The sequence below is a fragment of the Streptomyces niphimycinicus genome (assembly GCF_018883605.1).
Lineage (GTDB): Bacteria > Actinomycetota > Actinomycetes > Streptomycetales > Streptomycetaceae > Streptomyces > Streptomyces niphimycinicus.
In genome coordinates, this window is the sequence record NZ_JAHLEM010000195.1 from 1 (window position 1) to 23,146 (window position 23,146).

Annotated in this window: 28 protein-coding genes and 2 pseudogenes; 11 read left to right on the forward strand and 19 right to left on the reverse strand. The window is 70.7% G+C overall.

The features are described 5' to 3' along the window. Positions 1–4: 4 nt before the first annotated feature. The gene (gene pstS, locus KN815_RS18640) at positions 5–1,126 is read right to left on the reverse strand and encodes a phosphate ABC transporter substrate-binding protein PstS (protein ID WP_216343086.1); all 1,122 of its coding nucleotides are present in this window, start codon (positions 1,124–1,126) and stop codon (positions 5–7) included. A gap of 445 nt (positions 1,127–1,571) precedes the next feature. Between pstS and KN815_RS18645 the strand changes: the two genes are divergently transcribed. Next, positions 1,572–2,672 carry a C40 family peptidase gene (locus tag KN815_RS18645; RefSeq protein WP_216343088.1) on the forward strand — a complete coding sequence of 367 codons (1,101 nt, stop codon included), beginning with the start codon at positions 1,572–1,574 and terminating at the stop codon, positions 2,670–2,672. Between the two features lie 46 nt (positions 2,673–2,718). On the opposite strand, the gene KN815_RS18650 is transcribed toward KN815_RS18645, so the two are convergent. Further along, entirely contained in the window at positions 2,719–3,243 is a 525-nt protein-coding gene (locus KN815_RS18650) for an O-acetyl-ADP-ribose deacetylase (RefSeq protein ID WP_216343089.1), read from the reverse strand. 232 nt (positions 3,244–3,475) lie between these two features. Between KN815_RS18650 and KN815_RS18655 the strand changes: the two genes are divergently transcribed. Beyond that, entirely contained in the window at positions 3,476–4,702 is a 1,227-nt protein-coding gene (locus KN815_RS18655; protein WP_216343091.1) for a PP2C family protein-serine/threonine phosphatase, read from the forward strand. Positions 4,703–4,781: 79 nt separating this feature from the next. On the opposite strand, the gene KN815_RS18660 is transcribed toward KN815_RS18655, so the two are convergent. The 3 genes from KN815_RS18660 to KN815_RS18670 form a co-directional block, all read right to left on the reverse strand. After that, complete coding sequence (locus KN815_RS18660) at positions 4,782–5,126, reverse strand: DUF2516 family protein (protein WP_014053906.1); 345 nt, start codon at positions 5,124–5,126, stop codon at positions 4,782–4,784. Between the two features lie 119 nt (positions 5,127–5,245). After that, complete coding sequence (locus KN815_RS18665; protein WP_216343093.1) at positions 5,246–5,959, reverse strand: hypothetical protein; 714 nt, start codon at positions 5,957–5,959, stop codon at positions 5,246–5,248. A gap of 18 nt (positions 5,960–5,977) precedes the next feature. Next, positions 5,978–6,400, reverse strand: coding sequence for a helix-turn-helix domain-containing protein (locus KN815_RS18670; RefSeq protein WP_078642735.1), 423 nt, complete (start codon positions 6,398–6,400; stop codon positions 5,978–5,980). A 222-nt stretch (positions 6,401–6,622) separates the two neighbouring features. Here KN815_RS18670 and KN815_RS18675 point away from each other — a divergent pair, with 222 nt between their 5' ends. The 4 genes and pseudogenes from KN815_RS18675 to KN815_RS18690 form a co-directional block, all read left to right on the forward strand. Beyond that, on the forward strand, positions 6,623–6,979 hold the full coding sequence (locus tag KN815_RS18675) for a YciI family protein (RefSeq protein ID WP_216343094.1): 357 nt from the start codon (positions 6,623–6,625) through the stop codon (positions 6,977–6,979). Positions 6,980–7,113: 134 nt separating this feature from the next. Next, positions 7,114–8,343, forward strand: coding sequence for an RNA polymerase sigma factor (locus tag KN815_RS18680; protein ID WP_216343114.1), 1,230 nt, complete (start codon positions 7,114–7,116; stop codon positions 8,341–8,343). Positions 8,344–8,431: 88 nt separating this feature from the next. Further along, positions 8,432–9,313, forward strand: coding sequence for an aldo/keto reductase (locus KN815_RS18685; RefSeq protein ID WP_216343095.1), 882 nt, complete (start codon positions 8,432–8,434; stop codon positions 9,311–9,313). A gap of 92 nt (positions 9,314–9,405) precedes the next feature. Beyond that, positions 9,406–9,519: pseudogene (locus KN815_RS18690) on the forward strand (GNAT family N-acetyltransferase); the annotation flags it as partial. Here KN815_RS18690 and KN815_RS18695 read toward each other — a convergent pair. Together KN815_RS18695 and KN815_RS18700 are read right to left on the reverse strand one after the other, a co-directional pair. Next, positions 9,516–10,319 carry an NAD(P)H-dependent oxidoreductase gene (locus KN815_RS18695; RefSeq protein WP_216343096.1) on the reverse strand — a complete coding sequence of 268 codons (804 nt, stop codon included), beginning with the start codon at positions 10,317–10,319 and terminating at the stop codon, positions 9,516–9,518. The pseudogene KN815_RS18690 and the gene KN815_RS18695 overlap by 4 nt on opposite strands. 136 nt (positions 10,320–10,455) lie before the next feature. After that, positions 10,456–11,205, reverse strand: a complete 750-nt coding sequence (locus KN815_RS18700) for a TetR/AcrR family transcriptional regulator (protein WP_216343097.1) — start codon at positions 11,203–11,205, stop codon at positions 10,456–10,458. Positions 11,206–11,323: 118 nt separating this feature from the next. Between KN815_RS18700 and KN815_RS18705 the strand changes: the two genes are divergently transcribed. Both KN815_RS18705 and KN815_RS18710 read left to right on the forward strand, forming a co-directional pair. Beyond that, entirely contained in the window at positions 11,324–12,328 is a 1,005-nt protein-coding gene (locus tag KN815_RS18705; protein ID WP_216343098.1) for an ATP-binding cassette domain-containing protein, read from the forward strand. Further along, on the forward strand, positions 12,321–13,064 hold the full coding sequence (locus KN815_RS18710; RefSeq protein ID WP_216343100.1) for an ABC transporter permease: 744 nt from the start codon (positions 12,321–12,323) through the stop codon (positions 13,062–13,064). The genes KN815_RS18705 and KN815_RS18710 overlap by 8 nt, the downstream gene beginning before the upstream one ends. 48 nt (positions 13,065–13,112) lie before the next feature. Here KN815_RS18710 and KN815_RS18715 read toward each other — a convergent pair whose 3' ends face one another. Beyond that, a complete protein-coding gene (locus KN815_RS18715) occupies positions 13,113–13,739 on the reverse strand; it encodes an NADPH-dependent FMN reductase (protein ID WP_216343101.1) in 627 nt (208 codons plus the stop codon). 52 nt (positions 13,740–13,791) lie between these two features. Between KN815_RS18715 and soxR the strand changes: the two genes are divergently transcribed. After that, positions 13,792–14,253, forward strand: coding sequence for a redox-sensitive transcriptional activator SoxR (gene soxR / locus KN815_RS18720; RefSeq protein WP_059145925.1), 462 nt, complete (start codon positions 13,792–13,794; stop codon positions 14,251–14,253). 79 nt (positions 14,254–14,332) lie between these two features. Here the strand turns inward: soxR and KN815_RS18725 are convergent, their stop codons facing one another. Both KN815_RS18725 and KN815_RS18730 read right to left on the reverse strand, forming a co-directional pair. Continuing rightward, a complete protein-coding gene (locus KN815_RS18725) occupies positions 14,333–15,580 on the reverse strand; it encodes a GNAT family N-acetyltransferase (RefSeq protein ID WP_216343103.1) in 1,248 nt (415 codons plus the stop codon). A gap of 126 nt (positions 15,581–15,706) precedes the next feature. Further along, positions 15,707–16,345 (reverse strand): RsiG family protein, encoded by a 639-nt coding sequence (locus tag KN815_RS18730; protein WP_216343104.1) that lies wholly within the window; start codon positions 16,343–16,345, stop codon positions 15,707–15,709. 146 nt (positions 16,346–16,491) lie between these two features. Between KN815_RS18730 and dtd the strand changes: the two genes are divergently transcribed. Beyond that, positions 16,492–16,917: a D-aminoacyl-tRNA deacylase gene (dtd, locus tag KN815_RS18735; RefSeq protein WP_216343105.1), complete on the forward strand. Its 426-nt coding sequence runs from the start codon at positions 16,492–16,494 to the stop codon at positions 16,915–16,917. Between the two features lie 171 nt (positions 16,918–17,088). On the opposite strand, the gene ygfZ is transcribed toward dtd, so the two are convergent. The 3 genes from ygfZ to KN815_RS18750 form a co-directional block, all read right to left on the reverse strand. Next, the gene (gene ygfZ / locus KN815_RS18740; RefSeq protein ID WP_216343106.1) at positions 17,089–18,054 is read right to left on the reverse strand and encodes a CAF17-like 4Fe-4S cluster assembly/insertion protein YgfZ; all 966 of its coding nucleotides are present in this window, start codon (positions 18,052–18,054) and stop codon (positions 17,089–17,091) included. Positions 18,055–18,063: 9 nt separating this feature from the next. Then, positions 18,064–18,540 (reverse strand): Fur family transcriptional regulator, encoded by a 477-nt coding sequence (locus KN815_RS18745; protein WP_216343107.1) that lies wholly within the window; start codon positions 18,538–18,540, stop codon positions 18,064–18,066. Positions 18,541–18,673: 133 nt separating this feature from the next. Next, on the reverse strand, positions 18,674–19,237 hold the full coding sequence (locus tag KN815_RS18750; RefSeq protein WP_216343108.1) for a heme-binding beta-barrel domain-containing protein: 564 nt from the start codon (positions 19,235–19,237) through the stop codon (positions 18,674–18,676). A gap of 271 nt (positions 19,238–19,508) precedes the next feature. On the opposite strand from KN815_RS18750, the gene KN815_RS18755 reads away from it, so the two are divergent. Next, positions 19,509–19,874, forward strand: coding sequence for a DsrE family protein (locus KN815_RS18755; RefSeq protein WP_216343109.1), 366 nt, complete (start codon positions 19,509–19,511; stop codon positions 19,872–19,874). A 215-nt stretch (positions 19,875–20,089) separates the two neighbouring features. On the opposite strand, the gene KN815_RS18760 is transcribed toward KN815_RS18755, so the two are convergent. The 6 genes and pseudogenes from KN815_RS18760 to KN815_RS18780 all read right to left on the reverse strand — a co-directional run. Further along, positions 20,090–20,347: a DUF3099 domain-containing protein gene (locus KN815_RS18760; RefSeq protein WP_030837960.1), complete on the reverse strand. Its 258-nt coding sequence runs from the start codon at positions 20,345–20,347 to the stop codon at positions 20,090–20,092. A 160-nt stretch (positions 20,348–20,507) separates the two neighbouring features. Continuing rightward, entirely contained in the window at positions 20,508–20,795 is a 288-nt protein-coding gene (locus KN815_RS18765) for a DUF1416 domain-containing protein (protein ID WP_028814639.1), read from the reverse strand. A 56-nt stretch (positions 20,796–20,851) separates the two neighbouring features. Beyond that, positions 20,852–21,691, reverse strand: a complete 840-nt coding sequence (locus tag KN815_RS18770; RefSeq protein ID WP_216343110.1) for a sulfurtransferase — start codon at positions 21,689–21,691, stop codon at positions 20,852–20,854. A 154-nt stretch (positions 21,692–21,845) separates the two neighbouring features. Then, the gene (locus tag KN815_RS52190) at positions 21,846–21,926 is read right to left on the reverse strand and encodes an Ms5788A family Cys-rich leader peptide (protein ID WP_351229977.1); all 81 of its coding nucleotides are present in this window, start codon (positions 21,924–21,926) and stop codon (positions 21,846–21,848) included. Positions 21,927–22,138: 212 nt separating this feature from the next. Continuing rightward, positions 22,139–22,825: an LmeA family phospholipid-binding protein gene (locus KN815_RS18775; protein ID WP_216343112.1), complete on the reverse strand. Its 687-nt coding sequence runs from the start codon at positions 22,823–22,825 to the stop codon at positions 22,139–22,141. An 83-nt stretch (positions 22,826–22,908) separates the two neighbouring features. Further along, positions 22,909–23,146 (reverse strand): annotated as a pseudogene (locus KN815_RS18780) (hypothetical protein); the annotation flags it as partial.

A 23,146-nucleotide genomic window follows, 5' to 3' on the forward strand; every position in this document is an offset into this window, starting at 1 on the left:
CGGGTCAGGAGAGGCTCTTGACGCTCTCGCGGACCTTGTTGGCGATCTCGGTCGGGAGCGGGGCGTAGCCCAGCTCCTTGAGGGAGGTCTGGCCGTCCTCGCTGGCGACGTAGGTCAGGAAGGACTTGGTCGCGGCGAGGGTGCTCGCCTTGTTGCCCTTGTCACAGGCGATCTCGTAGGTGACCAGGGTGATCGGGTAGGCGCCGTCCGCCTTGGTGTCGTACGCCAGGTCGAGGGCCAGGTCGCTGCCGGTGCCCTTGATCTTGGCCTCGGAGATGGCCTTGGAGGCGTTCTCGACGGTGGCCTGGACCGGGGCGGAGGCGCCGGTGTCCAGGTCGACGGTCTTGATGCTGTTCGCGGTCGCGTAGGACAGCTCGAAGTACGAGATGGCGCCCGAGACCTGCTTGACCTGCGAGGAGACACCGGAGGAGCCGTCGGCCGACTGGCCGCCCTTGCCCTCCCACGCCTTGCCCGGCTCGTGCGGCCACGCCTTGGGGGCGGCGGCCTTGAGGTACTTGGTGAAGTTGTCCGTGGTGCCCGACTCGTCGGAGCGGTGGAACGCCTGGATCTTGAGGCTCGGGAGCTTCGCGTCCTTGTTCAGCGCCTTGATCGCGGGGTCGTCCCACTTCTTGATCTCGGAGTTGAAGATCTTGCCGAGGACATCGGCGTTCAGCGTCAGCTTGTCGACGCCGGGCACGTTGAAGCCGACGGCGATCGGGCCACCGACCATCGGCAGGTCAATGGCCTTGCCGCCCTTGCAGACCTGCTCGGAGGACTTGACCTCTTCGGGCTTCAGAGCCGAGTCGGAGCCCGCGAAGGCGGTCTTGCCCTGGAGGAACTCCTGGATGCCCGCGCCCGAGCCGGTGGCCTTGTAGTTGAGCTTGGTGTCCTTGCAGGCGGCGCCGTAGGTCTTGATCCACAGGTCCATGGCGTTCTTCTGCGCGGACGAGCCCGAGGCCAGCAACTGCCCCTTGCCGTCGCACTTGATGTTGGAGGCGGCCTTGGAACCGCCGCCGCCCGAGTCGTTGTTGTTGTCGGAACCGCACGCCGTGAGGACAAGGACGCCGGAGACAGCAAGGGCACCGGCGGTGATGGCGCGAAGCCGGTTCTTGCGCTGAAGCTTCACTTTCAGGAGTTCCTTCCAGGAGCCGCCGGTTGGGGGACGGCGCGCGAGATGGGGTGGAGCGCACTTGGTGCGGCGTGCGCCGGAGCCGGACTCGGCTCACGCTCAGTAGGGCCGAAAGTAGGCAGATCAGGTGAAGCGGCCTGAGGGGGTGAGTTAACGGATGGTGAACCTCGGCCGTCAGTGTGGTGGCCATGTCACGGCCAGGTCACGGCCTGATCCCGAGCCGGACGACGTCCTTGCGGAGGTCGCCCCAGGTCCGTCCGACACCTGTGCGACACCCGTCCGGTGAACCGGTTCGGGGTGGCTGCTGGCGTAACCGCCGCGTGTCTCTGTCGAATTGCGGTACGGCATGTCACTATCCGTCCCTACGTGCCGGTACGTCAGGTCTGGCGCGCGAGAGGGACAGGAGCGCGCCCGGCCGGAACGGAACGAGAGGAGACCGCGGGTGAGGCGGGACGGGAGAGGGAGGGGCGCGAGCGTCGCCGCGGCCACCGCGCTGGTCTGCGCGCTGGGACTGTCGGCCGTGCCGGAGACGGCGTACGCCGCGCCCGGCGAGCCGGGGCCGGTTCCGGGGCCGGGCGGCGGGGCGGATGGCGGCGCGACCGGGGGCCGGCGCCTGGAGGCGGTCCACCAGGAGGTCGACGGGCTCTACCGCAAGGCGGAGTCCGCCACGGACGCGTACAACCTGGCGCGGGAGAAACAGGCCCGCCAGGAGAAGGCCATCCTGAAGATCGCTCGAGCCGTGGTGAAGGCCCAGAAGGAGATGGCCGGGCTGCGCAAGCGGGCCGGGGCGATGGCCCGGGCGCAGTACCGGGGCGGCGGGATGCCGGCGGAGGCGCGGCTGTTCCTCAACGGCGATCCGGGCGAGTTCCTCGACGGTGTCTCGCTCGCCCGCAAGGGTGAACAGGCGACCCACGGCCTGATCGGCCGTCTGGAGCGCACCCAGGTGGCGCTCGACCGCTACGCCGACTCGGCCTCCCAGGAGTGGGAGCGGCTGGACCGGAGCCGGGCGAAGAAGGCGGCGGCGAAGAAGGAGATCCTGCGCAAGCTGGCCCGGGCCCAGCGGCTGGAGTCCCGGCTGGCGAAGGACGAACGGGAGCGGCTGCGCCAACTGGAGGAGGACAAGGCCCGTGGCGCGCAGGCGAAATGGCTGGACACCGGGATACTGCGGAAGCTCGGCAGCGGCGCCACCGCGATGGGCGGGCGCGCGGTCGACTTCGCGCGGGCCCAGCTCGGCAAGAACTATGTATGGGGCGCGGTGGGTCCGGAGACCTATGACTGCTCGGGGCTGACCCAGCGGGCGTGGGCGGCGGCCGGCCGGTCGATCCCGCGGACCTCGCAGGAGCAGTGGAGGCTGCTGCCGAAGGTGAGCACGAAGGACATGCGCCCGGGTGATCTGATCATCTACTTCAGGGACGCGAGCCATGTGGGGATGTACGTGGGCAGCGGCGCGATCATCCACGCCCCCCGCCCCGGCCGCCAGGTCACGGTCGCGGGCGCGGGCTCGATGCCGATCCTGGGCGTGGTCCGGCCGGACGCGAGGTAGTACGGCCGGACCGCCGCGGGCGTAGGTCCGCCCGGTGGCCTCGGGTTCAGGTCGGTGGAAGCGCGTTCAGGGCCGTCTCGAAGGCGTCGTACGCGCGCTGGTCGAAGAGGACGAAGCGGGCCTCGGTGACCGCGGTGTCCGCATCGCGGACGGCGGTGAGCGCGATCCGGGCCGCCTCGTCCAGCGGCCAGCGGTAGACGCCGGTGGAGACGGCCGGGAAGGCGATCGTAAGGGCGCCCAGCTCATCGGCGACCCGCAGTGCCTCCCGGTAGCAGGAGGCGAGCGTGGCCGAGCGGTCCTCGCTCGTGGAGAAGACCGGTCCGACCGTATGGATCACCCAGCGGGCGGGGAGCCGGCCGGCCGTGGTGGCGACCGCCTGTCCGGCCGGAAGGCCCTTGCCATAGCGCGACGCACGCAGATCACGGCATTCATCCAGAATGTCGGATCCGCCCCGTCGATGGATGGCTCCGTCGACGCCACCCCCTCCCAACAGGGAGGAGTTGGCCGCGTTCACGACCGCGTCGAGGTTTTGCTCCGTGATGTCCCCCAGGGTCAGCGTGATGTTCGTCATCCCGGGATTGTCTCCCGGGTCATCAAGTGCCGCATGACGTGCGGCATATGACAAAAGTCGGTGCCTGGAGGTCATTCCATGAAACGGCCGCCTAGCGCTAAGGTCGCCTGGCAATATCCGGTACCCGCGCTCTGGGGTCGCTGAAACCGACCAGTCGGTGTGCGTACCGGAATCCCACCGCGCTCCACCGGTCGGCGGCGCGCGCCCTCGGGGGGAGGGAAGGAATCGAGCGATGTCCGTACCCGTGCCGAGGCAACGGGAGGCACCGGCCCCGCAGGCCGGGCCCGCCACCCTGCCCGACAACGGGCTCACCCTGCTGGTGATCGAGGACGATCCGTCCGGTGCCTTCAACGTTCCCGAGATGCTGGATACCGAGGGTAACCGAGTCCGCATCCGTACGGCGCGCAATCTCACCGAGGCCAGCCGGCTGCTCACCGACGGGGTGCAGTGCATCCTCCTGGCCCTCCCGGGCCCGGGCCGCGACGGCGCGGACTCGCTGGCCGCGCTGCACGAGGTGCTGCGGCTCGCGCCCCAGCACGCCGTCCTCGTCCTGACCGCGGAGGACGACGCCGAGCGCGCCGCCGAGGCGGTGCGGGTGGGCGCCCAGGACTTCCTCTTCCGCGGCGAGCTGGACGGCCGGATCCTCAGCCGCGCCATCCGCTACGCCGTCGAGCGCAAACGCTCCGACCTCGCCCAGCGCCAGCTCACCGAGTCACGGCTGCGCGCCCAGGAGAACGCCCGGCTGGAGCGCGGACTGCTGCCCACCCCGCTGCTGGACGGCTCGGGGCTGCGCTTCGCCGCCCGCTACCGGCCCGGCCGCAGCCGGGCCCTGCTCGGCGGCGACTTCTACGACACCGTCCGCACCCCGGACGGCACGGTCCACGCGATGATCGGCGACGTCTGCGGCCATGGCCCGGACGAGGCCGCCCTCGGCGTGGAGCTGCGCATCGCCTGGCGCGCCCTGACCTTCGCCGGGCTCTGTGGCGATCAGCTACTCGGCACCCTTCAGCAGGTGCTGGAGAACGAACGCGCCGACGATGAGATCTTCGCCACACTGTGCACCGTCGACATCGCACCGGACGGCCGCCGGGCCGGGGTCTGTCTGGCCGGGCACCCCTCACCGCTGGCGATCCGCCCGAGCATGGCGCCCCGGCTGCTGCCCACCGACGAGAACGGCCCGGCGCTCGGCCTGCTGCCGAACGCCCGCTGGCCGCGCCGCGAGGTTGAGCTCGGCGGGGCATGGAGCCTGATGATGTACACCGACGGGCTGATCGAGGGCCGCGTCGGAGCAGGGGTGCAGCGGCTCGGCCAGGAGGGCATGGTCGAGATCGTCGCCCGCCAGGTCGCGGAGGGGCGGCGCGGCGAGGAGCTGCTGGACGCGACCGTCACCGAGGTGCGGTCGCTGAACGGCGGGGAGCTGACCGACGATCTGGCGGTGCTGCTGCTGGACCGCGGCTGATCGGCCGCGGTCCGTTCCGCTGTCTGCCGCCCGGCGCCCGGCGACTGCCGCGACGCCGCGGAGATCCGTCAGAAGGGCCCTAGCGGCCGTTGAAGGGCCCGTAAGGACCGTCGGAGCTGGAGCCGCGGCCGCGCGGCCAGCGGCGGCCACCGCCGGAGACCTGCCGCAGCGCGGGCCGGACGTCGACGATGTACACGATCGTCGCGATGAGCCCGATGATCGGCAGGAAGTCCAGGATTCCCATGAAGAAGTTCACCGCGGCGGCGAGGCCAAGGATGATCAGCCAGAACGCCTTGGTCTGCTTGTCCGCCGCCCGGTACGCGTCATCCCGGCGGATCGCCGAGTCGACGAAGGCGAAGAGGCTGAAGAGGAGCAGGGCCCAGGAGACCCAGTACATCAGCTTGCCGAAGCCTTCAACCAGCACGCCATCCACCGCCTAGAAGATATGTATGGGACGCGTCTCTGCGGGCCACCGTACCCGCACACCGGGCCGGGCACGCAGGGCGTACCCGGCATACCCGGCCCGATCGTGACGTGCGCTCGTCAGCCGGCCGACTTCGGCTCCGGCCGCTTGGCGGGGGTGGCGGGCTTGTTGCCGCGCGCCGGGGCCTTCTTGGCCTGGGAGGACGAAGAGGCCGCGGACGGCTGCGCGCCGGAGTGACCCGAGTGGCTCGAGTTGCTCGAGTGGCTCGAGTTGCTCGACGGGGCCGGGGTGGCGGGCTTGGCCGCCGACTTCGGCGCCTCCTTGGACGAGTCCATGGCGACCGACTGCGACGGGGCCTTCGACCGGGCCGCCGCGTTGCCGTCCCGGCCCTCGTGGGGCTCGATCGCACCGGCGATGTCGACGACCTCGTCGGCCGCCTCACCGCGCCAGGTCCGCACGACCTCCTGGCCGTGCTCGGCCACCTCGTCGTACCGCTCCCGCGCCTTCACGGCCAGCTCGGCGGCCCGGCCCACACCCTGAAGGGCGAGGTCCTGCGCCGTGTCGCGCAGCCGCTTGATGTCGGTGTCGATCGTGCCCAGCATCTCGTTGAGCTTGCCCTGGGCCTCCTTGGCCTGCTGGGAGACCCGCTCCTGCACGACCTTGGGGTCGGTGTTGCGTACCGCGTTCAGGCGCTCCGGGGCCTCGGCGACGATCTTCTCGACGAACGACGGCACCTCCTTGAGCTTCTGGGCGGCCAGATCGGCGGTGCCCGCCATGAAGTACAGCGGGGTCGGGTCGGTCAGGGTCTTGCGTACGTCGTCGGTGATGGCCATGGTGATGGTCCTCCCGGATCAGTTCGAGGGTGTGGCGACGTCGGCGCCGGTGCCGAAGGTGTCGGAGGGGTCGGAGATGTCGTCCGAGGCGGTCTGGAGCCCGTTCTCCTTGCGGAAGGACTCGTAGATCTGAAGCAGTACCTGCTTCTGCCGCTCGTTGATCGAGGGGTCGGCGAGTATCACGCTGCGCACCTCGGTCTCCTCGCGGTCCCGCTCGTCGAGGATCCCCGCCTGTACGTACAGGGTCTCGGCGGATATCCGCAGTGCCTTCGCGAGCTGCTGAAGGATCTCGGCGCTCGGCTTGCGCAGACCGCGCTCGATCTGGCTGAGGTACGGATTGGACACCCCGGCCGCATCGGCGAGCTGCCGCAGTGACAACTGCGCACTGCGCCGCTGTTCGCGCAGGAACTCGCCGAGGTTGCCGACGTTGAGTGATGCCATACCTCGATGCTGCAACAGGAGTGCTAACTATTGCAAGCATTTGCTTGCAATAGTGGCGCGTGTCATGGCGGGGCCGGGCGGTACGGCCTCGGCGAAAAAATCTCGTGAGGTCTGTCGATCCGGGCGGTGCCCGTTCGACGCACAGGTGAGAGGCAGGGGAGACGCCCGGCCTCCGTCCCGAATCCCGCTTCGTATGGCGAATGAGTCGAATGAGGAGTCACCATGCCGCGCTATCTGACGATGATCCGCGTCGATGAGCAGAACGCCCCCGCCGAGGGCCCCAGCCCCGAGCTCATGGAGCGCATGGGTGCGCTGATCGAGGAGATGACCAAGGCCGGGGTCATGCTGGACACGGCCGGGCTCACCCCGACCTCCGAGGGCACCCGCGTCACCTGGTCCGGCGGGAAGATGAGCTGCACCGACGGCCCGTTCACCGAGAGCAAGGAGGTCATCGGCGGCTACTCCATCGTCCAGGCCAAGGACAAGGCCGAGGCCGTGGAGTGGACCAAGCGGTTCCTGCGGACCCATGAGGAGTTCTGGACCATCACCGTCGAGGTCCGCGAGATCGTCACGGGCTGAGTCGGCCGTGCTTGCTCCGTCCCCGTACGGCTGCTCTGATAGGGGTCGTGACGGCAGCAAGCCCGGCCGATGCGGCGAACGCGAATAAGGCGCATAAGGCGGATAGAGCGGGTGAAGCGGGGGGAACCGCCGAAATCGCCGCAGCGGTCGAAACGGTCGAAACGGTCTTCAGGATCGAGTCCGCGCGGATCATCGCAGGCGTCGCCCGCATCGTGCGGGACGTCGGGCTGGCCGAGGAACTCGCGCAGGACGCCCTGGTCACCGCGCTGGAGCGGTGGCCGGAGTCGGGAGTGCCGGACAATCCGGGCGCCTGGCTCATGGCCACCGCCAAGCACCGTGCGATCGATCTCGTACGCCGTAAGGAGACCTACGCCCGCAAGCTGGCGGAGGTCGGGCGCGCCCTGGAGGACGTCTCACCGCCCGATCCGGCGGATCTCGCCCGGACCGCCGAGGACATCGACGACGATCTGCTGCGGCTGATCTTCACCGCCTGCCATCCCGTGCTGTCGACCCAGGCCCGGGTCGCGCTCACCCTGCGGCTGCTGGGCGGGCTGACGACGGAGGAGATCGCCCGCGCGTTCCTGGTCCCGGAGCCCACGGTCGCCCAGCGCATCGTCCGGGCCAAACGGACGCTCGCCCAGGCCGACGTCCCCTTCGAAGTGCCGTACGGCGACGATCGGACCGCCCGGCTCTCCTCGGTCCTGGAGGTCATCTACCTCGTCTTCAACGAGGGCTACTCCGCGACCACGGGCGACGATCTGGTGCGCCCGGCCCTGTGCGAGGACGCGCTGCGGCTGGCCCGGGTCCTGGCCGGACTGCTGCCCCAGGAGCCCGAAGTCCATGGACTGGCCGCGCTGCTGGAGTTCCAGTCCTCCCGTATCGCGGCACGCACCGGCCCCGGCGGTGAGCCGGTACTGCTCGCCGACCAGAACCGCACCAAGTGGAACCGGCTGCTCATCCGCCGGGGCGTCGAGGCCCTGGAGCGCGCGGGCCACGGCCCGTACTCCCTCCAGGCCGCCATCGCCGCCTGCCACGCACGGGCGATCCGCTACGAGGACACCGACTGGACGGCCATCGCCGCCCTCTACGGTCGGCTGATGGCGCTGGCCCCGTCCCCGGTGGTGGAGCTCAACCGGGCGGTCGCCGTCGCGATGGCGGAGGGGCCCGCGGCCGGTCTGAAGCTGGTCGAGGCGCTGGCGGAGGAACCGGCGCTCAAGGACTACCACCTGCTGCCGAGCGTCCGCGGGGATCTGCTGGAGCGCCTGGGGCGGCATGCGGAGGCCCGGGCGGAGTTCGCCCGGGCGGCGGCCCTGACGGGTAACGCCCGTGAGCGGGCGCTGCTCCTGGAGCGGTCGTCGGGCTGATCCGATCTCGTGGGTCGGGGCGGTCCGATCTTGTGGGTCGGGGCGGTCCGATGTTGTGGTCGGTGCGAAAAGGTGCGCATGCTGCCCCATGAACTCATCCTCCGCATCCTCCTCAGCTCCGTCCTTGTTCTCCCATCTCTCATCACCGGCCGATCGGCTCGGTTTCGGCGCGATGCAGTTGCCGGGCCGGTGGGCCGGTCCCGCCGTCGAGCGTGCGACGGCCGTGGCGGTCGCACGGCGCGCCGTGGAGCTGGGCGCCCGTCATATCGACACCGCGGCCTTCTACTTCTCCGCCACCGAGCGGGCCAACGACATCCTGCGCGAGGCCCTGCACCCGTACCCCGAGGACGTCACCATCGCCACCAAGGTCGGGCCGCTGCGCACCGCGACCGGCGAGATGTACGCGGAGGCGCGGCCGGAGCAGTTGCGGGGTCTGGTCGAGGAGAACCTGCGGCAGTTGGGCGTCGACGCGCTCGACCTGGTCTACCTGCGGGTGGGGCGGCTCAAGGCGGTGGGCGGGGTCCCGCTCGGGGAGCGGTTCGCCGCGCTGGCCGCGCTGCGGGAGGAAGGGCTGGTGCGGCGGCTCGGGGTGAGCAATGTGAGCGCCGAGCAGTTGGCCGAGGCCCGCGCGATCGCGCCCGTCGCGGCGGTGCAGAACCGGTTCGGGGTGCTCGATCAGGCCGACGGGGCGCTGGTGGACGAGTGCGCCGGGGCCGGGATCGCCTATATGCCGTTCTTCGCGCTGGGCGGCGGCCACACCGACCTGGCGAGCGGAAACCTGCGGACGGTCGCGGAGCGGCACGGCGCGACCGCGCACCAGATCGCCCTCGCCTGGGGGCTCGCCCGCTCGCCCGCGATCATCCAGATCCCCGGCACCAGCTCACTGGCCCACCTCGAGGAGAACATGGCGGCGGCACGGATCGCCCTCGACGAGGACGACTTGGCGCTGCTGGAGCCGGTGACGGACTGACGCCGGGCCGGGCGGGCAGGGCGGGCCGGGTCCGGACCTGGGCGCGGCGCCGTTGTCGTACCCTCGTGGTCGAATGAACGGAACGCGGGTGCGGGGTGTGCCGTAAGGCCGGGTTCACCCTGGTCGGGGAGTGCGAGGTCGAGTACCCGCTGGGGACGCTGATGCGGTGCAACGACTGGCGGCTGGAGCTGCGCTCGCCCTCCTAGTCGCTCAAGGCGCCCTGGGCGCGCTGGGTCTGGGGCCATGCGTAGTGCACGGAGAGGCCGGTCCGGCCCGGCAGGACATCGGGCCGGAGCACCAGGCGCTCGTCGTAGTCCCCGCCGTTCTGGCGGCGGAACGGGACCGGCTCCTCCGTCGGCAGGGCGGCCAGCCGCTTCCGCAGCGCGGCGGCATGGGCGTCGTACGCCTCCTCCGGTACCCGGTCCGCGCCGTAGACCACATGCGGCGGCAGCACGGACATCCCGCTGTACCAGAAGATGCCGTGGTGCAGCGGGAACAGCAGATCGCCGATGTCGCCGTTGACACCGCGCGGCCCCATGGTGTCCTCGGGCGCCCCCGCGGTCAGGACCACCATGGCCCGCTTACCGGCCAGCTTGCCGTCCCCGTAGCGCAGGGTGCGTCCGTCCGGCCCTGTGACTCCGTAGGCGAAGCCCTTGACGAAGACGCGGTCGAACCAGCCCTTGAGGATGGCGGGCATGCCGTACCACCAGAGCGGGAACTGCACGATCAGTGCGTCGGCCCAGGCGATCTTCTCCTGTTCGGCACGGATGTCCTCGCTCAGCGTCCCCGCGTCATAGGCACGCCGCGAGGCGGCCCCGACGATGAGGCGTTCGCTCGCGTCATGGCGGAAGTCGGCGCCGTCGACCACGGGGTTCCAGCGCATCGCGTAGAGATCGGACAGCCGGTGGTCATGGCCCGCCTCCCGCAGGGCGCGCAGACCTTCGTCGCGCAACGCCCCACTGAGGGACCGCTGTTCGGGGTGGGCGAAAATCCACAGCACATTCATGACCACCATGCTGGAAAACGGGCCCCGGGCCGACGAGTGGCCGGATGGCCAGGATGTGCAAATATCTGGCCAGGCTCCGCCGGCCAGAGGCCGGCGGCCGGTGCGGCGCGGGTGCGGGGCTCCAAGCGCCGGACGGTCAGCTCCGCGCGCTGACCAGCGCCTCCACCCCGTCGAGAATCCGCTCCAGGCCAAAGACGAACTCGTCGTCCGGGCCGCCCGGTGCGTCGAACTCCCCCGTCCGCAGCGCCGCCGTCACCGCGGGGAAGCGCTCGGCGTCGGTCACCCTCTCCAGCAGCCGGGCCCAGGCCGCCATCGAGGTTTCGAGGCTGTCTCCGGTGCGTCGGTTGGCTGCCTGGAGGTCGGTGGTCAGCCGTGCCTCGTTGCGGACGAAGCCGCTGACCAGCATCAGTACGGAGACCTTCTCGCCTTCACTGAGGCTGGTGCGGCGGAGGCAGGCCAGTCCGCGCTCCATCCAGGCCACCGAGTTGGGTGTCGAGGGCGGGGTGCTGATCGGGATGCGCACCACCCAGGGGTGACGGGCGAGGGCGCTGCGCAGCCCCCAGGCCCAGTCGGTGAACCCGGCTCGCCAGTCCTCCGCCGGGTCACCGGGCGGCGGTGGGCCGTAGGCCGCGTCCTCCATCAGTACCAGCAGTTCGTTCTTGGCCGAGACATAGCGGTACAGGGACATCGTGGAAACACCGAGTTCGGCCGCGACCCGGCTCATGGAGACCGCGCCGAGGCCGTCCGCCGAGGCGATCCCGACGGCGGCGTCGACGATCCGGCCCAGGGTCAGCCCGGGGCGGGGCCCCTTGCCCGGGCGTTCCCGCAGTCCCCAGGCGGCCTCGATGCTCGCCGGCAGGCCGGTGCCGTTCTCCTCGGTGGCCATGCCTCGGGACCTCCATGCGTGCGTGCTCATGTCCGTTCGGTTGACCGCCATCCTAGAGATGTGTATACCCTACGCAGTAGAGCGTATGGCATACGCAGAAGAGGGAGCGGGGGGAACCATGGCCCATCGATCAGCCGCCATCGAGGCAAGCGGCCTCGAGAAGTCCTACGGGGCGGTGAAGGTGCTCCGGGGCGTCGACCTGTCGGTCGCACGCGGCAGCGTCTTCGCGCTGCTCGGCCCGAACGGGGCGGGCAAGACCACGACCGTGCGGATCCTGTCCACGCTGACGCCGCCGGACGCCGGGCGGGCCCGCGTCGCGGGCTTCGACGTCATCACCGACCGCCGCCATGTCCGCCGCGCCATCAGCCTCACCGGTCAGTACGCCGCGGTGGACGAGATGCAGACCGGCGAGGAGAACCTGCTGATGATGGGGCGGCTGACCCGGCTCGGCCGCACCGAGGCCCGCGGCCGCGCACGGGAGCTGCTGGAGCGCTTCGACCTCACCGGCGCCGCCCGCCGCGCCGTGGGCACCTACTCCGGCGGGATGCGCCGCCGGCTCGACCTCGCCGCGGGCCTGGTCGGCCACCCCGAGGTGATCTTCCTCGACGAGCCGACCACCGGCCTCGACCCGCGCAGCCGGCAGGCCATGTGGGACGTGGTCAAGGGGCTGGTGACGGACGGGGTGACGGTCTTCCTCACCACCCAGTACCTGGACGAGGCCGACCAGCTCGCCGATCGCATCGCCGTGGTGGACGGCGGCCGGGTGGTGGCCGAGGGCACCCCGGCCGAACTCAAGGAGCGCGTCGCCGGGCGGCGGCTGGACCTGGTGCTCTGCGACGTCGCCGGGTACGAGAGGGCCGTGCGCCAACTGGGCGTACGGCTCGTATGGAGCGACGCCGACCGGTTGACGCTGGGCGTCGCGACGGACGGCGGCGCCGCCCATGTGCGGGCCCTGCTCGACGAGATCGACCCCGAGCGCCGCGCCGTGGACCGCTTCACCGTGCACAGCGCCACGCTCGACGACGTCTTCATGGCCCTGACCGGCCACACCGCGCGGGGCGAGAGCCGTAACGCCACGGGCGAGAGCGCCGCCGAGGGAGCGAAGGAGGCGGCCGGTGTCTGACGCGATCGTTCTGACCGGCCGCACGATCCGGCTGACCAGGCGCAATCTCGACGCGGTGCTCACCGCCATGCTGCTGCCGGTCATGCTGATGCTGGTCTTCGTCTACTTCTTCGGCGGCGCCATCCACACCGGCACCGAGTACGTCACCTATGTCGTGCCCGGGGTGATGCTGCTGTGCGCGGGCTTCGGCTCGGCCAACACGGCGGTCACCGTCATCCATGACATGACCGGCGGCATCGTCGACCGCTTCCGGTCGCTGGACATCGGCGGCACTCCGATCCTGGCGGGCCATGTGGCCGCGAGCGTGCTGCGCAACACGGTCGCGACCGCGATCGTCTTCGGCGTGGCCTTCCTCATCGGCTTCCGGCCGCACGCCGGTCCGTTCGACTGGCTGGCCGTGGCGGGCATCCTGCTGATGTTCATCCTCGCGATCTCCTGGCTGTCGGCCTGCTTCGGTCTGATCGCCAGGTCACCGGAGGCGGCGGGCGGGTTCACGTTCCTGATGATGTTCCTGCCGTATCCCAGCAGCGCGTTCGTGCCGATCGACACCATGCCGGGCTGGCTGCATGGGTTCGCGGAGCACCAGCCGGTGACCCCGGTCATCGAGGCGCTGCGGGGGCTGCTGCTGGACCGGCCGGTCGGCGACAGCGCCTGGCAGGCCCTGGTGTGGTGCGGCGGAATCCTGGTGGTGGCGGCCGGGGCGTCGGGGGCGCTCTTCCGCCGCCGCACCGCCTGAGCCACGGCACCGGCGGCGGCGCGACCGGGGGCGGCGTCGCCGGTGGGCTCAGGTGCCGTAGGGGTGGGTGGTGCGGGCCGTGCGCAGGGCCCGTGCCCACCAGGCGAGCTGGTTGAGCATCGCCCCGGCGGCGGTGTCCGGGCCCTTGGAGTCCTTCAGCCGGCCGTCCTCCTCGAAGAGCCCGTGTGCGTTGTGGAAGCTGACCGTGTCCCGGACGGTCACGGCGTGGACCTCGGCGAAGACCGGTCGCAGATGCTCGACCGCGCGCAGGCCCCCGGAGATGCCGCCGTAGGAGACGAAGCCGATCGGCTTGGCCTGCCACTGGGTGAAGTGCCAGTCGATCGCGTTCTTCAGGGCGGCGGGGTAGCTGTGGTTGTACTCGGGCGTGACCACGGCGAACGCGTCGGCCGCGTCCAGCCGGGGCGTCACGGCCTCCAGGGCCGCGAGGTCATCGGGGCCGGGCCGGTGGGTGAGGTCCAAGGGCAGCGGGGTCTCGGCGAGGTCGATGACATCGACAGTCATATCGGAGCGGAGCGTCGCATGGGCGGCGAACCACTCCGCGACCTTCGGCCCGAAGCGGCCGTCGCGGGTGCTGCCGACGATGACGGCGAGCCGGATGGGGGAATCGGTGTCGGTAGGGGCTGCGGCCGTGGAGACGGCGGTGTCAGGAGCCATGGGAAGAGCCTCAGACTTAAACAAAGGTTGAAGTCAAGCTACTCTCGGCCCCATGACGCAATTGACCTGGAAGACCCATGAGCTCACGGTCGGCGAACTCTCGCAGCGGAGCGGAGTCCCCGCCTCCGCGCTCCGCTTCTATGAGCGCGAGGGGCTGATCCACAGCCGCCGCACCTCCGGCAATCAGCGCCGCTACACCCGCGACACGCTCCGCCGGGTCGCCTTCGTCCGCTCCTCGCAGCGCGTCGGCATCCCGCTGGGGAGAATCCGGGAGGTGCTGGGGCTCTTCCCCGAGGATCACGTCCTCACCAAGGAGGACTGGGCCCGGATCTCGGAGTGCTGGCACGCGGACATCACCGAGCGCATCGAACAGCTCGAGAACCTCCGCGACCACCTCACCGACTGCATTGGCTGCGGCTGTCTGTCGATCGACAAATGCGCGCTGGCCAACCCGTACGACAGGCTCGGTGAGCAGGGCGCGGGCGCGCGCCGACTGCTCAAGTCCTGCTGCTGAGGCCGACCGCCCAGCGCCGATCGGGCGGGTGCCGATCGGGCGGCTGCCCGCCGCCGTGCCCGGACAGGCCCCCGCCAGCTCAGAAGCTGTCGGGGCACCACGGGCGGCGTGGGGTGCGGAGCAGCCGGTCCGCCAGGGCCGCGGCGCCCGGGCGCTCCTCGGCTATCCGGCCCAGTGAGGCGAGCCGGACCACCGACTCGTCGCCCAGCCACAGGGTGCCCAACTCGCCGATGTCCATGGTCAGATCGGCCGGGCGGCTCGTGGTCGCGCACGCCGCGCCGTCGGGGCCCGCCTCCAGGAAATAGCGGCCACCGGCCAGCCCGGCGCTGTCGTGCAGCTCGAGCACCAGCGAGCCCTCGACCGGGTACGTACGGGTCTCCAGCAACTGGGGCACATCCAGCGGGCGCAGCCACAGCCAGTCGGCGTGCTGGGCGACCTGGGCGGCGCGGGGGTCGCCGAGCAGCAGCGGAAGCAGATCGTCCGGGGCGCGCCGGCCGGTGTTGACCCGGGTCACCCAGTCGACCGAGAGCAGGAAGTGCCACAGGGCCCGCTCGGCGGCCGGGGTGACTCCGGTCAGCTCGAGCACGGTGGCCGTGTTGTGCGGCCGCTTGTTGCCCTCCCAGCGGTCGTCCGCCGTATAGGCGAGCAGCCCGTCCACCGAGCCGTCGGGGGAGCGGTAGAGGACATAGAACGGCTCGGTCCAGGGGCGGTTGGGGTATCGCCGCCGGCCGGTGCTGATCTGCCACCAGCTCTCCGGGCGGTCAATGGCGCCGTGCTGCTCGGCGCGCAGCCGCTCATGCAGGGCGGGGCCCAGCTTCCGCACCTCGTCGGCGTCGGCGAAGTCGACCCGGCCGCCGTCCACCGGAGCCGAGTGGCGCGGGTCGAGACCGGCGCGCGGAACGTCCACCTGCCATTCGGTGATCCAGGTGGCCGGTCCGAAGCCGTACCGCCCATAGATCGGGTACTCGGCCGCGATCAGGGTGGCCACCGCGTCGCCCCGCTCCTTGGCGGCGCGCAGATCGTGCTCCATCATCCGGCTGAGCAACCCCCGGCGGCGGTGGGTGGGCGACACCGCGACATTGCTGACCGCGTCGGCGGCCACGTCTGCCCCGCCGACCGCCGTCAGCCGCTGGGCGAAGCTGCGGAAGGTGGCGACGCAACGGTCTCCGTCGAAGACCCCCTGCGTACGGGACAGGTCCATGTGCTCCCGCCGCAGCTCCACCTCCTCCTTCGGCGCCTCCGGAGGACGCAGAAAGCCGGTGTTGAGCGCGATGGTCCAGTTGGTCAGATCGGAATCGGAGAGCGAGGTGCGGAGTTCGACGGCCATGCGCACACGCTAGGCTCCCGCCGCCACCGGCCGCACGCCGATTTCCCCAGCCTGTGGACCAGGTCTTTTCATCACACCGCACCCTGTGGACGGCTCCCCGCGCACCCTCCGAGCACCCGCGGACGCCTACGCCAGCAGGTCGTCCACCTGCGCCTCTCCCTCGCGGTACCGGCGGGCGATCTCCGCACTGCAACCGTCCGCCGTCCGCTGAAGCTCCTGCCGCCGCCGCGACACCTGCTGCTCATGGCCGACGAGGCGGGCCATCGCGCCGCGCAGCTCCTCGTCCGTACGGGCCCGCAGATCGGAGAGGCCCACCTCGGCCAGCATCTCCTCGGCCAGCCGCTCGTACTCGGCGCCCTGCGGCGTCCCGAGCGTGACATGGCGGGCCGAGGAGCGATGCCGTGAGGGGAGGTCCGCGAGGATCTCCGGCAGCCGGTCCACCAGCGCGGCGGACGGCTGTGCCGCGGCCGCCGCGGGCGCCGGGTCACGGCGATGGCCCAGCTCGGCGCGGAGGATGTCGATCCGGCCCTGGAGCAGTCTGCGCAGATAGCTCAGATCCGCCTCCTCGCCCTGTGCCGCGCGGCGCAGCGCCCGCAGCTCCGGCAGTCGCAGTGCGTGCAGTCCGCTCGCCGCCGCGGACGTGGGAGCCATGGCCGGCGCCGTCACGGCGGCGGAGTCGGCCAGCCGCCCGCCGCGCTGGCTCGGCGGCCGTGGCGGCAGCAGGCCCTCGGTGGCCATGGGCTGGCCGGTGCCCGGTGTGGTCATTGGTGTCCGTCCCCTCCAGCGATGCGTCATTCCCGCAGTTCCTGCCCGCTTGCACCGCCTGCACGCATCGTGCCACCAGTGATGCTCCCTGTGCAGCGGCTCTCCACCCGATCGGCCCCGGATGGATGCACGGCATGATGGTCGGTATGCGTGCTGTGGTACAGAGAGTGAACGGGGCAAGCGTCGTCGTGGACGGCGAGACGGTCGGCGAGATCGTCGGCCAGGGGCTGTGCGTACTGGTCGGGGTGACGCATGACGACACTCCGCAGAAGGCGGCCCAGCTCGCCCGCAAGCTGTGGTCCGTAAGGATCCTCCAGGGCGAGAAGTCCTGCTCGGACACGGCCGCCCCGCTGCTGGTCATCAGCCAGTTCACGCTCTACGGCGACGCCCGTAAGGGGCGCCGTCCCACCTGGAACGCGGCGGCGCCCGGCGGGGTCGCCGAACCGCTCGTCGACGAGGTGGTGGCCCAGTTGCGGAAGCTGGGCGCGCAGGTGGAAACGGGCCGGTTCGGAGCGGACATGAAGGTCTCGCTCACGAACGACGGCCCGTTCACGGTGTTGATCGAGGTCTAGCGCCACCTCGCCTTGAGGTCTGGTGCGACCTCACCTTGTGGTCCCGCGCCACCTCACCTTGAGGTCCCGCGCCACCTCACCTTGAGGTCCAGCGCGACCTCGCCTTGAGGTCCAGCGCGACCTCGCCTTGAGGTCTGGTGCGACCTCACCTCAAGGTCTGGCGCACCGGGCTCACGGCTCCACGACCGTCTCCTGAGCGGCGGCCGTGGAGTCGGCGATCAGCTCCGCGTCCACCGGCACATTGCGCTTGACCAGCGCGAGCGCGATCGGTCCCAGCTCGTGGTGGCGGGCCGAGGAGGTGATGAACCCCAGTTGGCGGCCCTCCTCGCCCTCCGAGGCCAGCCGTATGGGCGCGCCGTGGGAGGGCAGCGTCACCTCGCTGCCGTCGAGGTGGAGGAAGACGAGCCGGCGCGGTGGCTTGCCCAGGTTCTGCACCCGGGCGACGGTCTCCTGGCCGCGATAGCAGCCCTTCTGCAGATGGACGGCGGAGCCGATCCACCCCAGCTCATGCGGGATGGTGCGGTGGTCGGTCTCCAGGCCGACCCGCGGCCGGTGGGCCTCGACCCGCAGCGCCTCGTACGCCAGCACTCCGATCGCCGGTCCGCTCGCCTCGGCGAAGTCGGTGAGCCGCGCACGCGGCAGGAAGAGGTCCCGGCCGTGCGGGGTCTCGCGGACGACGGTGTCCTCGGGGGCCTCGGTGATGCTGCCCGCCGGGAGGTGGACGACCGCGTAGTCGTCGGTGCGGTCCGCGATGTCGACCCGGTAGAAGAACTTCATGCTCTCCAGGTAGGCGATCAGATCGCCCTGGCTGTCGGGCTCCACATGGGCCCAGGTCGTTTCGCCGTCGTCGACGAGATAGAGCGCGTGTTCGATATGGCCGTGGGCGGAGAGGATCAGGGCTTCGGTGGCCTGGCCCGGCGGGAGCTCGCTGACGTGCTGGGTGATCAGCAGATGCAGCCAGCTCAGCCGGTCGGCACCGCTGACCGTGACCACTCCGCGGTGCGAGAGGTCCACGAAGCCGGTGCCGTCGGCGAGCGCGCGCTGCTCGCGGAACAGGTCGCCATAGTGGGCGGCGACGCCTTCGTCGGCGCCCTCGCCGGGGACGGCGCCGGGCAGCGACAGCAAAGGGCTCTTCATGGACTCAGCCTACGACCTGCGGGCTCGGCCCTCACCGGAGCCGTTCTGGCCGTCGTCGCCACGGCGCTGTCCGGCGGAGCACCTGGCACACCGGCCGAAGATCGCGAAGTGCTTCAGATCGGTCTCGAAGCCGAAGTCCGCCCGGAGCTGCCGGGTGAAGGAGTCGGCCACGGAGACATCGGCCTCGATCACATCCGTGCAGTCGCGGCACACCATATGGATGTGATGGTGCCGGTCGGCCAGGTGGTACGTGGGGGCGCCGTGGCCGAGATGGGCATGGCTGACCAGGCCAAGCTCCTCCAGCAGCTCCAGCGTGCGGTAGACGGTGGAGATGTTGACGCCGCTCGCGGTGCGGCGCACCTCGGTGAGGATCTCGTCCGGAGTGGCGTGCTCCAGATGATCGACGGCTTCGAGCACGAGCTGGCGCTGCGGGGTCAGCCGGTAGCCGCGCTCCCGCAGATCGCTCTTCCAGTCGGTGGTCGCCACGGTGCAAGTGTAGGCGGGCACGCGGTCACCGGCCGGACGCGCAGGGCAGAACCGGCCGCGGCAGGGAAGAGCGGGGCTCGGCGGCAGGTGGAACGGCCCGGACAGGCTCCAAGGCCGAACGGCCGGGGAGCACTCAGCGGAAGAAGGCGATCCCGTCGTCCGGCAGATCCTTGAGGTCCTTGGCCCACTCCCGGGGGTCGACGACCTTCTTCAGATGCGCGGACATGTACGGACGCAGCTCGACCTCGGGGGTGGCCTTCTCGCCGACCCACATCAGATCGCTGTTGACGTAGCCGTACAGCCGCTTGCCGCCCGCGTACGGGGCCGCGTGCGCGGTGCGCGCCACCGCGTCCGTCGCCAGGTCGATCTGCGGCTTGCCGTCCGCCAGCTCGCCGTACCAGACCTCGACGATGCCCTGGTCCCGGCTCATCACGACCTCGACCTTGCGGTCCTTGTCGATCCGCCAGTAGCCGGACTCGGTCTCCAGGGGGCGCACCTTCTTGCCCTCGGAGTCCAGCACCCAGGTGTGGGAGACGTACTCGATGAAGTCGCGGCCGTCGTGCGTGAAGGTCGCCTCCTGGCCGAAGTTGCACTTCTCGGCCCCGGGGAAGTCCGATACGCCCGCGCCTTCCCAGTTGCCCAGGAGGAAGGCGAGCGGTACGAGGTCCGGGTGGAGGTCGGACGGAATCTGGATCATGAATTCAGGCGATCTGTCGAGAGTCGAGCCGTGGCGGCCGGGCGGGAGGGGGTCAGCGCTGGCCCTGGTACAGCTTCTTCCAGGTCAGTGCGGCGAAGCCGAGCGTGGCCACGGCGACCAGGATCATCAGGGTGGTGAAGAAAGCCTCAAGCACGAGCGCGCTCCTCGGAACAGATGACGGACGGCACCGAGTCTAGTCGGCGCCGGGACGGCCGGTGGAGACAGGTCGCCGTGCGGCGCCCGGTCCACCGTGCCGACCTAAGGTTGGCGTATGGCGAAGAAGCTGGTGATCAAGGTGACGGCGGGCGTGGACGCTCCCGAGCGGTGCTCCCAGGCGTTCACGGTGGCGGCGGTGGCCGCGGCGAGCGGGGTCGAGGTCTCGCTCTGGCTGACCGGGGAGTCGACGTGGTTCGCGCTGCCGGGCCGGGCGGCGGAGTTCGAGCTGCCGCATGCGGCGCCGCTTCCGGATCTGATCGACGGCATCCTTACGGGCGGCGGCACGATCACGGTGTGCACCCAGTGCGCGGCGCGCCGCGAGATCGAGGAGAAGGATCTGATCGAGGGTGCCCGGATCGCGGGCGCTCAGGTCTTCGTGAGCGAGATCATGCCGGACGGCGTCCAGGCGCTCGTCTACTAGGGTGGTTCTGAACGCCCTGGCTCCTAGGGCGGCCCTGAACATGCCAGCTCTTAGGGCGGCCCTGAACGCCCCGGCTCCCAGGGCGGTTCTGAACACCCCGGCTCCCAGGGCGGTCCTCGACACCTCGGCTGCCAGGCCGGTCCTGAACGCCCCGGCCGGGGCCCGGTCAGTGGCCCCTGCCGGGCCCCGATCGGCCGGGGCGGTTGTGCTGGTGGTCAATGCCGGTGGTTGTGCTCGTCCAGCTCCCGCCACCACCGGTCGGATTCCTCGTCCCCCGACTCATCCCACCACCGGTCCTCCGGGCCCCGGCGATTGGCCACTATGGCGGCCAGGGGCGGGATCACCATGGCGACGATGCACATCGCGACCGCGGCGGGTACGGACCACAGGCGCACAAAGGCCCACGCCGAGATGAAGAGCGTCAGACACGCGCCCATCAGGAAAAAATATGCGTGGCGGCGTCGCGCGTACATGTCTCCAGCGTACGTCCGAGGCCGCCGCGCCGACAGATGAAGGACACCGGCGCCCACGGACCTGGAGACCCGCGCGGACGGACGGAGGGCCGCACCCCGCCGAGGCGTCCAACCCCGGGGTGCGGCCCTCCGGCCGTATGGCACGACGTGCCGTCACGCGTCAGACGGCGATGGCGACCTCCGCCAGCCCGCCCTTCTGGGCGACGACCGTGCGGTCCGCGGTGCCGCCGGGAACCAGGGCACGCAGCGTCCAGGTGCCCTCCGCGGCGTAGAAGCGGAACTGTCCGGTCGCGGAGGTGGGGACCTCGGCGGTGAACTCGCCGGTGCTGTCCAGCAGCCGGACGTAGCCGGTGACGGGCTCGCCGTCGCGGGTCACCGAACCCTGGATGGTGGTCTCACCGGGCTTGATCGTCGAGGCGTCGGGGCCGCCTGCCTTGGCTCCACACATGGATGTCTGTCCTTACGTTCGGGGGCGCGTTCGGGGGCGCGTTCGGGGGAGAAGGGTCAGCTTCCGGCGCCGAGCTCGACCGGCACGCCGACCAGCGAGCCGTACTCGGTCCAGGAGCCGTCGTAGTTCTTGACGTTGGTCTGGCCCAGGAGCTCGTGCAGGACGAACCAGGTGTGAGCGGAGCGCTCACCGATGCGGCAGTAGGCGATGGTGTCCTTCGCCAGGTCGACGCCCGCGCTCTCGTAGATCTCCTTGAGCTCGTCGTCGGACCGGAAGGTGCCGTCGTCGTTGGCCGACTTCGACCAGGGGATGTTGCGGGCGCTCGGCACATGGCCCGGACGCTGCGACTGCTCCTGGGGGAGGTGGGCCGGGGCGAGCAGCTTGCCGGAGAACTCGTCGGGGGAGCGCACGTCGACGAGGTTCAGCGAGCCGATGGCGTCGACGACCTCGTCGCGGAAGGCGCGGATGGAGGCGTCCTGCGGCTTGGCCTGGTACTCGGTCGCCGCGCGGGCCGGGACCTCGGCGACCAGGTCGCGGGAGTCGAGCTCCCACTTCTTGCGGCCGCCGTCGAGCAGCTTGACGTCCTGGTGGCCGTAGAGCTTGAAGTACCAGTAGGCGTACGCCGCGAACCAGTTGTTGTTGCCGCCGTAGAGGACGACCGTGTCGTCGTTGGCGATGCCCTTCTCCGACAGGAGCTTCTCGAAGCCGGCCTGGTCGACGAAGTCACGGCGCACCGGGTCCTGGAGGTCCTGCTTCCAGTCGATCCGTACGGCGTTCTTGATGTGGTTCTTGTCGTAGGCCGACGTGTCCTCGTCCACCTCGACGATGACCGTCTTGGGGTCGTCGATCCGGGCCTGGACCCACTCGGCGTCCACCAGGACGTCACTGCGGCTCATGTTCTCTCCTCCGGGGCAGTTGCGGCGGTACGGGCACGCTCGCGACGCGGCGCCGCGCGGGGCGTGCGGCGAGCGTACGAGCGAAAGTGCGGGAAGGCCCGGCTGACGGGCCGAGGAGGGGGCCGGTCCGAGGCGTGCCGGACCGCGTCCCGTTTCAGACGGGGCGACAGAGCATGGCGGCGACGCGGCACAGGTCGACTGCCCGCCGCTTCGTGAGATCCGCCTGTCGCTTCATGCGTCCGATCGTAGGGACGGACAGGCGGGCATGTCACCGGCGTGTCGAATGATGAGACGATATCGTCCGGAGAATGAGATGAGTGAGGGTTGAACGTCCCGGGGGCGGGGCCGCCCGGGCATGCGAGGGCCACGGGCGGTCATGTATGCGGACGAGATCGTCTCAGTGAATGGACCAGGGACGAGATCGGACGCCCCTGGGTGCTGATCGGGTCAGCCCGTCAGTTGGACGTTGTTACCCGTGACCGAGACGTCTATGCCGTCCTTGGTGGCCTCCACCTTGTCCAGCCGCATACCGGTGGGCAGTCCCTCGATCTTCCGCTCGAAGTCGGCCTTCTCCCGCACCTTGTCCTCCCACTGGGGGATGCTGCCGCCCGGGATGGACTCGGCGTGCAGCCGGATGGTGGTCCCGTTCACGATGGTGACCTGGGAGTGGGCGGTGAGGCTGAGGCCCAGCAGACTGCCGGTGATCTTGACCTTGTTGCTCCCCGACGAGTCGTAGCCGACGGTCACCCCAGGACCGGCGGCCTGTGAGAGGTCCGCGTAGCTGATGTGGGCCGAGCCGGTGGCGCGGTCTGCGCTGGCCGAGGAGAAGCTGCCCGAGATGCGGACGTTGTGCAGCTTCGCGTCGAGCTCGGTGACCCGGACGCTGCGGCCGTCCCCGGTGGCCGTGGTCAGCCCGTCCACACCGACGTCGACCTCGTCCAGCTCCTTGCCCGCGACCTGGGTGAGGAAGGGGAAGCCCTTGATCGAGACATTGGGCGTGGTCGTCAGGCCCTGCGAACTCTTGATCTTGTCCGCGGCCTTCGACTCCGCGATGTACACCGCGATGCGGTCGGCGGCCACGAAGAGGCCGCCGAGTATCACGACGACGATCAAGGTGATGCGTAGTGCGCGCATATGCGTGGGTCCCTCAGGCTCGTGCTCAGGCCCTCGCCTGAGGCTGCGAGCCTATCCGGAGCGGCTGAGCGGGAGCCGGGGAGTCAGCCCAGTGCGCGGCCGATCACATAGACCACGGGGGCCGCGGCCGCCAGTGGAAGCGCCACGCCGGCCGTCATATGGACGAACCGCGAGGGGTAGTCGTAGCTGGCGACCCGGTGGCCGATCAGCGCGCACGCCCCGGCCGCGAACCCGAGCAGGGCGGCGGTGGAGGTGCCCGTTCCGGTGAGCTGCCCGGCCCCGACCCCGGCGCCCGTGGCGGCCGCCAGCGCGACCACGACG

Excerpts from the sequence above, each read along its gene's own strand:
- KN815_RS18650 (WP_216343089.1), bottom strand. The coding sequence starts at position 3,243 with ATGACGAACATCACGCTGACCCTGGGGGACATCACGGAGCAAAACCTC.
- KN815_RS18655 (WP_216343091.1), top strand. The coding sequence starts at position 3,476 with ATGTCCGTACCCGTGCCGAGGCAACGGGAGGCACCGGCCCCGCAGGCC.
- KN815_RS18665 (WP_216343093.1), bottom strand. The coding sequence starts at position 5,959 with ATGGCCATCACCGACGACGTACGCAAGACCCTGACCGACCCGACCCCG.
- KN815_RS18670 (WP_078642735.1), bottom strand. The coding sequence starts at position 6,400 with ATGGCATCACTCAACGTCGGCAACCTCGGCGAGTTCCTGCGCGAACAG.
- KN815_RS18675 (WP_216343094.1), top strand. The coding sequence starts at position 6,623 with ATGCCGCGCTATCTGACGATGATCCGCGTCGATGAGCAGAACGCCCCC.
- KN815_RS18685 (WP_216343095.1), top strand. The coding sequence starts at position 8,432 with ATGAACTCATCCTCCGCATCCTCCTCAGCTCCGTCCTTGTTCTCCCAT.
- KN815_RS18695 (WP_216343096.1), bottom strand. The coding sequence starts at position 10,319 with ATGAATGTGCTGTGGATTTTCGCCCACCCCGAACAGCGGTCCCTCAGT.
- KN815_RS18700 (WP_216343097.1), bottom strand. The coding sequence starts at position 11,205 with ATGGCCACCGAGGAGAACGGCACCGGCCTGCCGGCGAGCATCGAGGCC.
- KN815_RS18705 (WP_216343098.1), top strand. The coding sequence starts at position 11,324 with ATGGCCCATCGATCAGCCGCCATCGAGGCAAGCGGCCTCGAGAAGTCC.
- KN815_RS18715 (WP_216343101.1), bottom strand. The coding sequence starts at position 13,739 with ATGGCTCCTGACACCGCCGTCTCCACGGCCGCAGCCCCTACCGACACC.
- soxR (WP_059145925.1), top strand. The coding sequence starts at position 13,792 with ATGACGCAATTGACCTGGAAGACCCATGAGCTCACGGTCGGCGAACTC.
- KN815_RS18725 (WP_216343103.1), bottom strand. The coding sequence starts at position 15,580 with ATGGCCGTCGAACTCCGCACCTCGCTCTCCGATTCCGATCTGACCAAC.
- KN815_RS18730 (WP_216343104.1), bottom strand. The coding sequence starts at position 16,345 with ATGACCACACCGGGCACCGGCCAGCCCATGGCCACCGAGGGCCTGCTG.
- dtd (WP_216343105.1), top strand. The coding sequence starts at position 16,492 with ATGCGTGCTGTGGTACAGAGAGTGAACGGGGCAAGCGTCGTCGTGGAC.
- ygfZ (WP_216343106.1), bottom strand. The coding sequence starts at position 18,054 with ATGAAGAGCCCTTTGCTGTCGCTGCCCGGCGCCGTCCCCGGCGAGGGC.
- KN815_RS18750 (WP_216343108.1), bottom strand. The coding sequence starts at position 19,237 with ATGATCCAGATTCCGTCCGACCTCCACCCGGACCTCGTACCGCTCGCC.
- KN815_RS18755 (WP_216343109.1), top strand. The coding sequence starts at position 19,509 with ATGGCGAAGAAGCTGGTGATCAAGGTGACGGCGGGCGTGGACGCTCCC.
- KN815_RS18760 (WP_030837960.1), bottom strand. The coding sequence starts at position 20,347 with ATGTACGCGCGACGCCGCCACGCATATTTTTTCCTGATGGGCGCGTGT.
- KN815_RS18765 (WP_028814639.1), bottom strand. The coding sequence starts at position 20,795 with ATGTGTGGAGCCAAGGCAGGCGGCCCCGACGCCTCGACGATCAAGCCC.
- KN815_RS18770 (WP_216343110.1), bottom strand. The coding sequence starts at position 21,691 with ATGAGCCGCAGTGACGTCCTGGTGGACGCCGAGTGGGTCCAGGCCCGG.
- KN815_RS52190 (WP_351229977.1), bottom strand. The coding sequence starts at position 21,926 with ATGAAGCGACAGGCGGATCTCACGAAGCGGCGGGCAGTCGACCTGTGC.
- KN815_RS18775 (WP_216343112.1), bottom strand. The coding sequence starts at position 22,825 with ATGCGCGCACTACGCATCACCTTGATCGTCGTCGTGATACTCGGCGGC.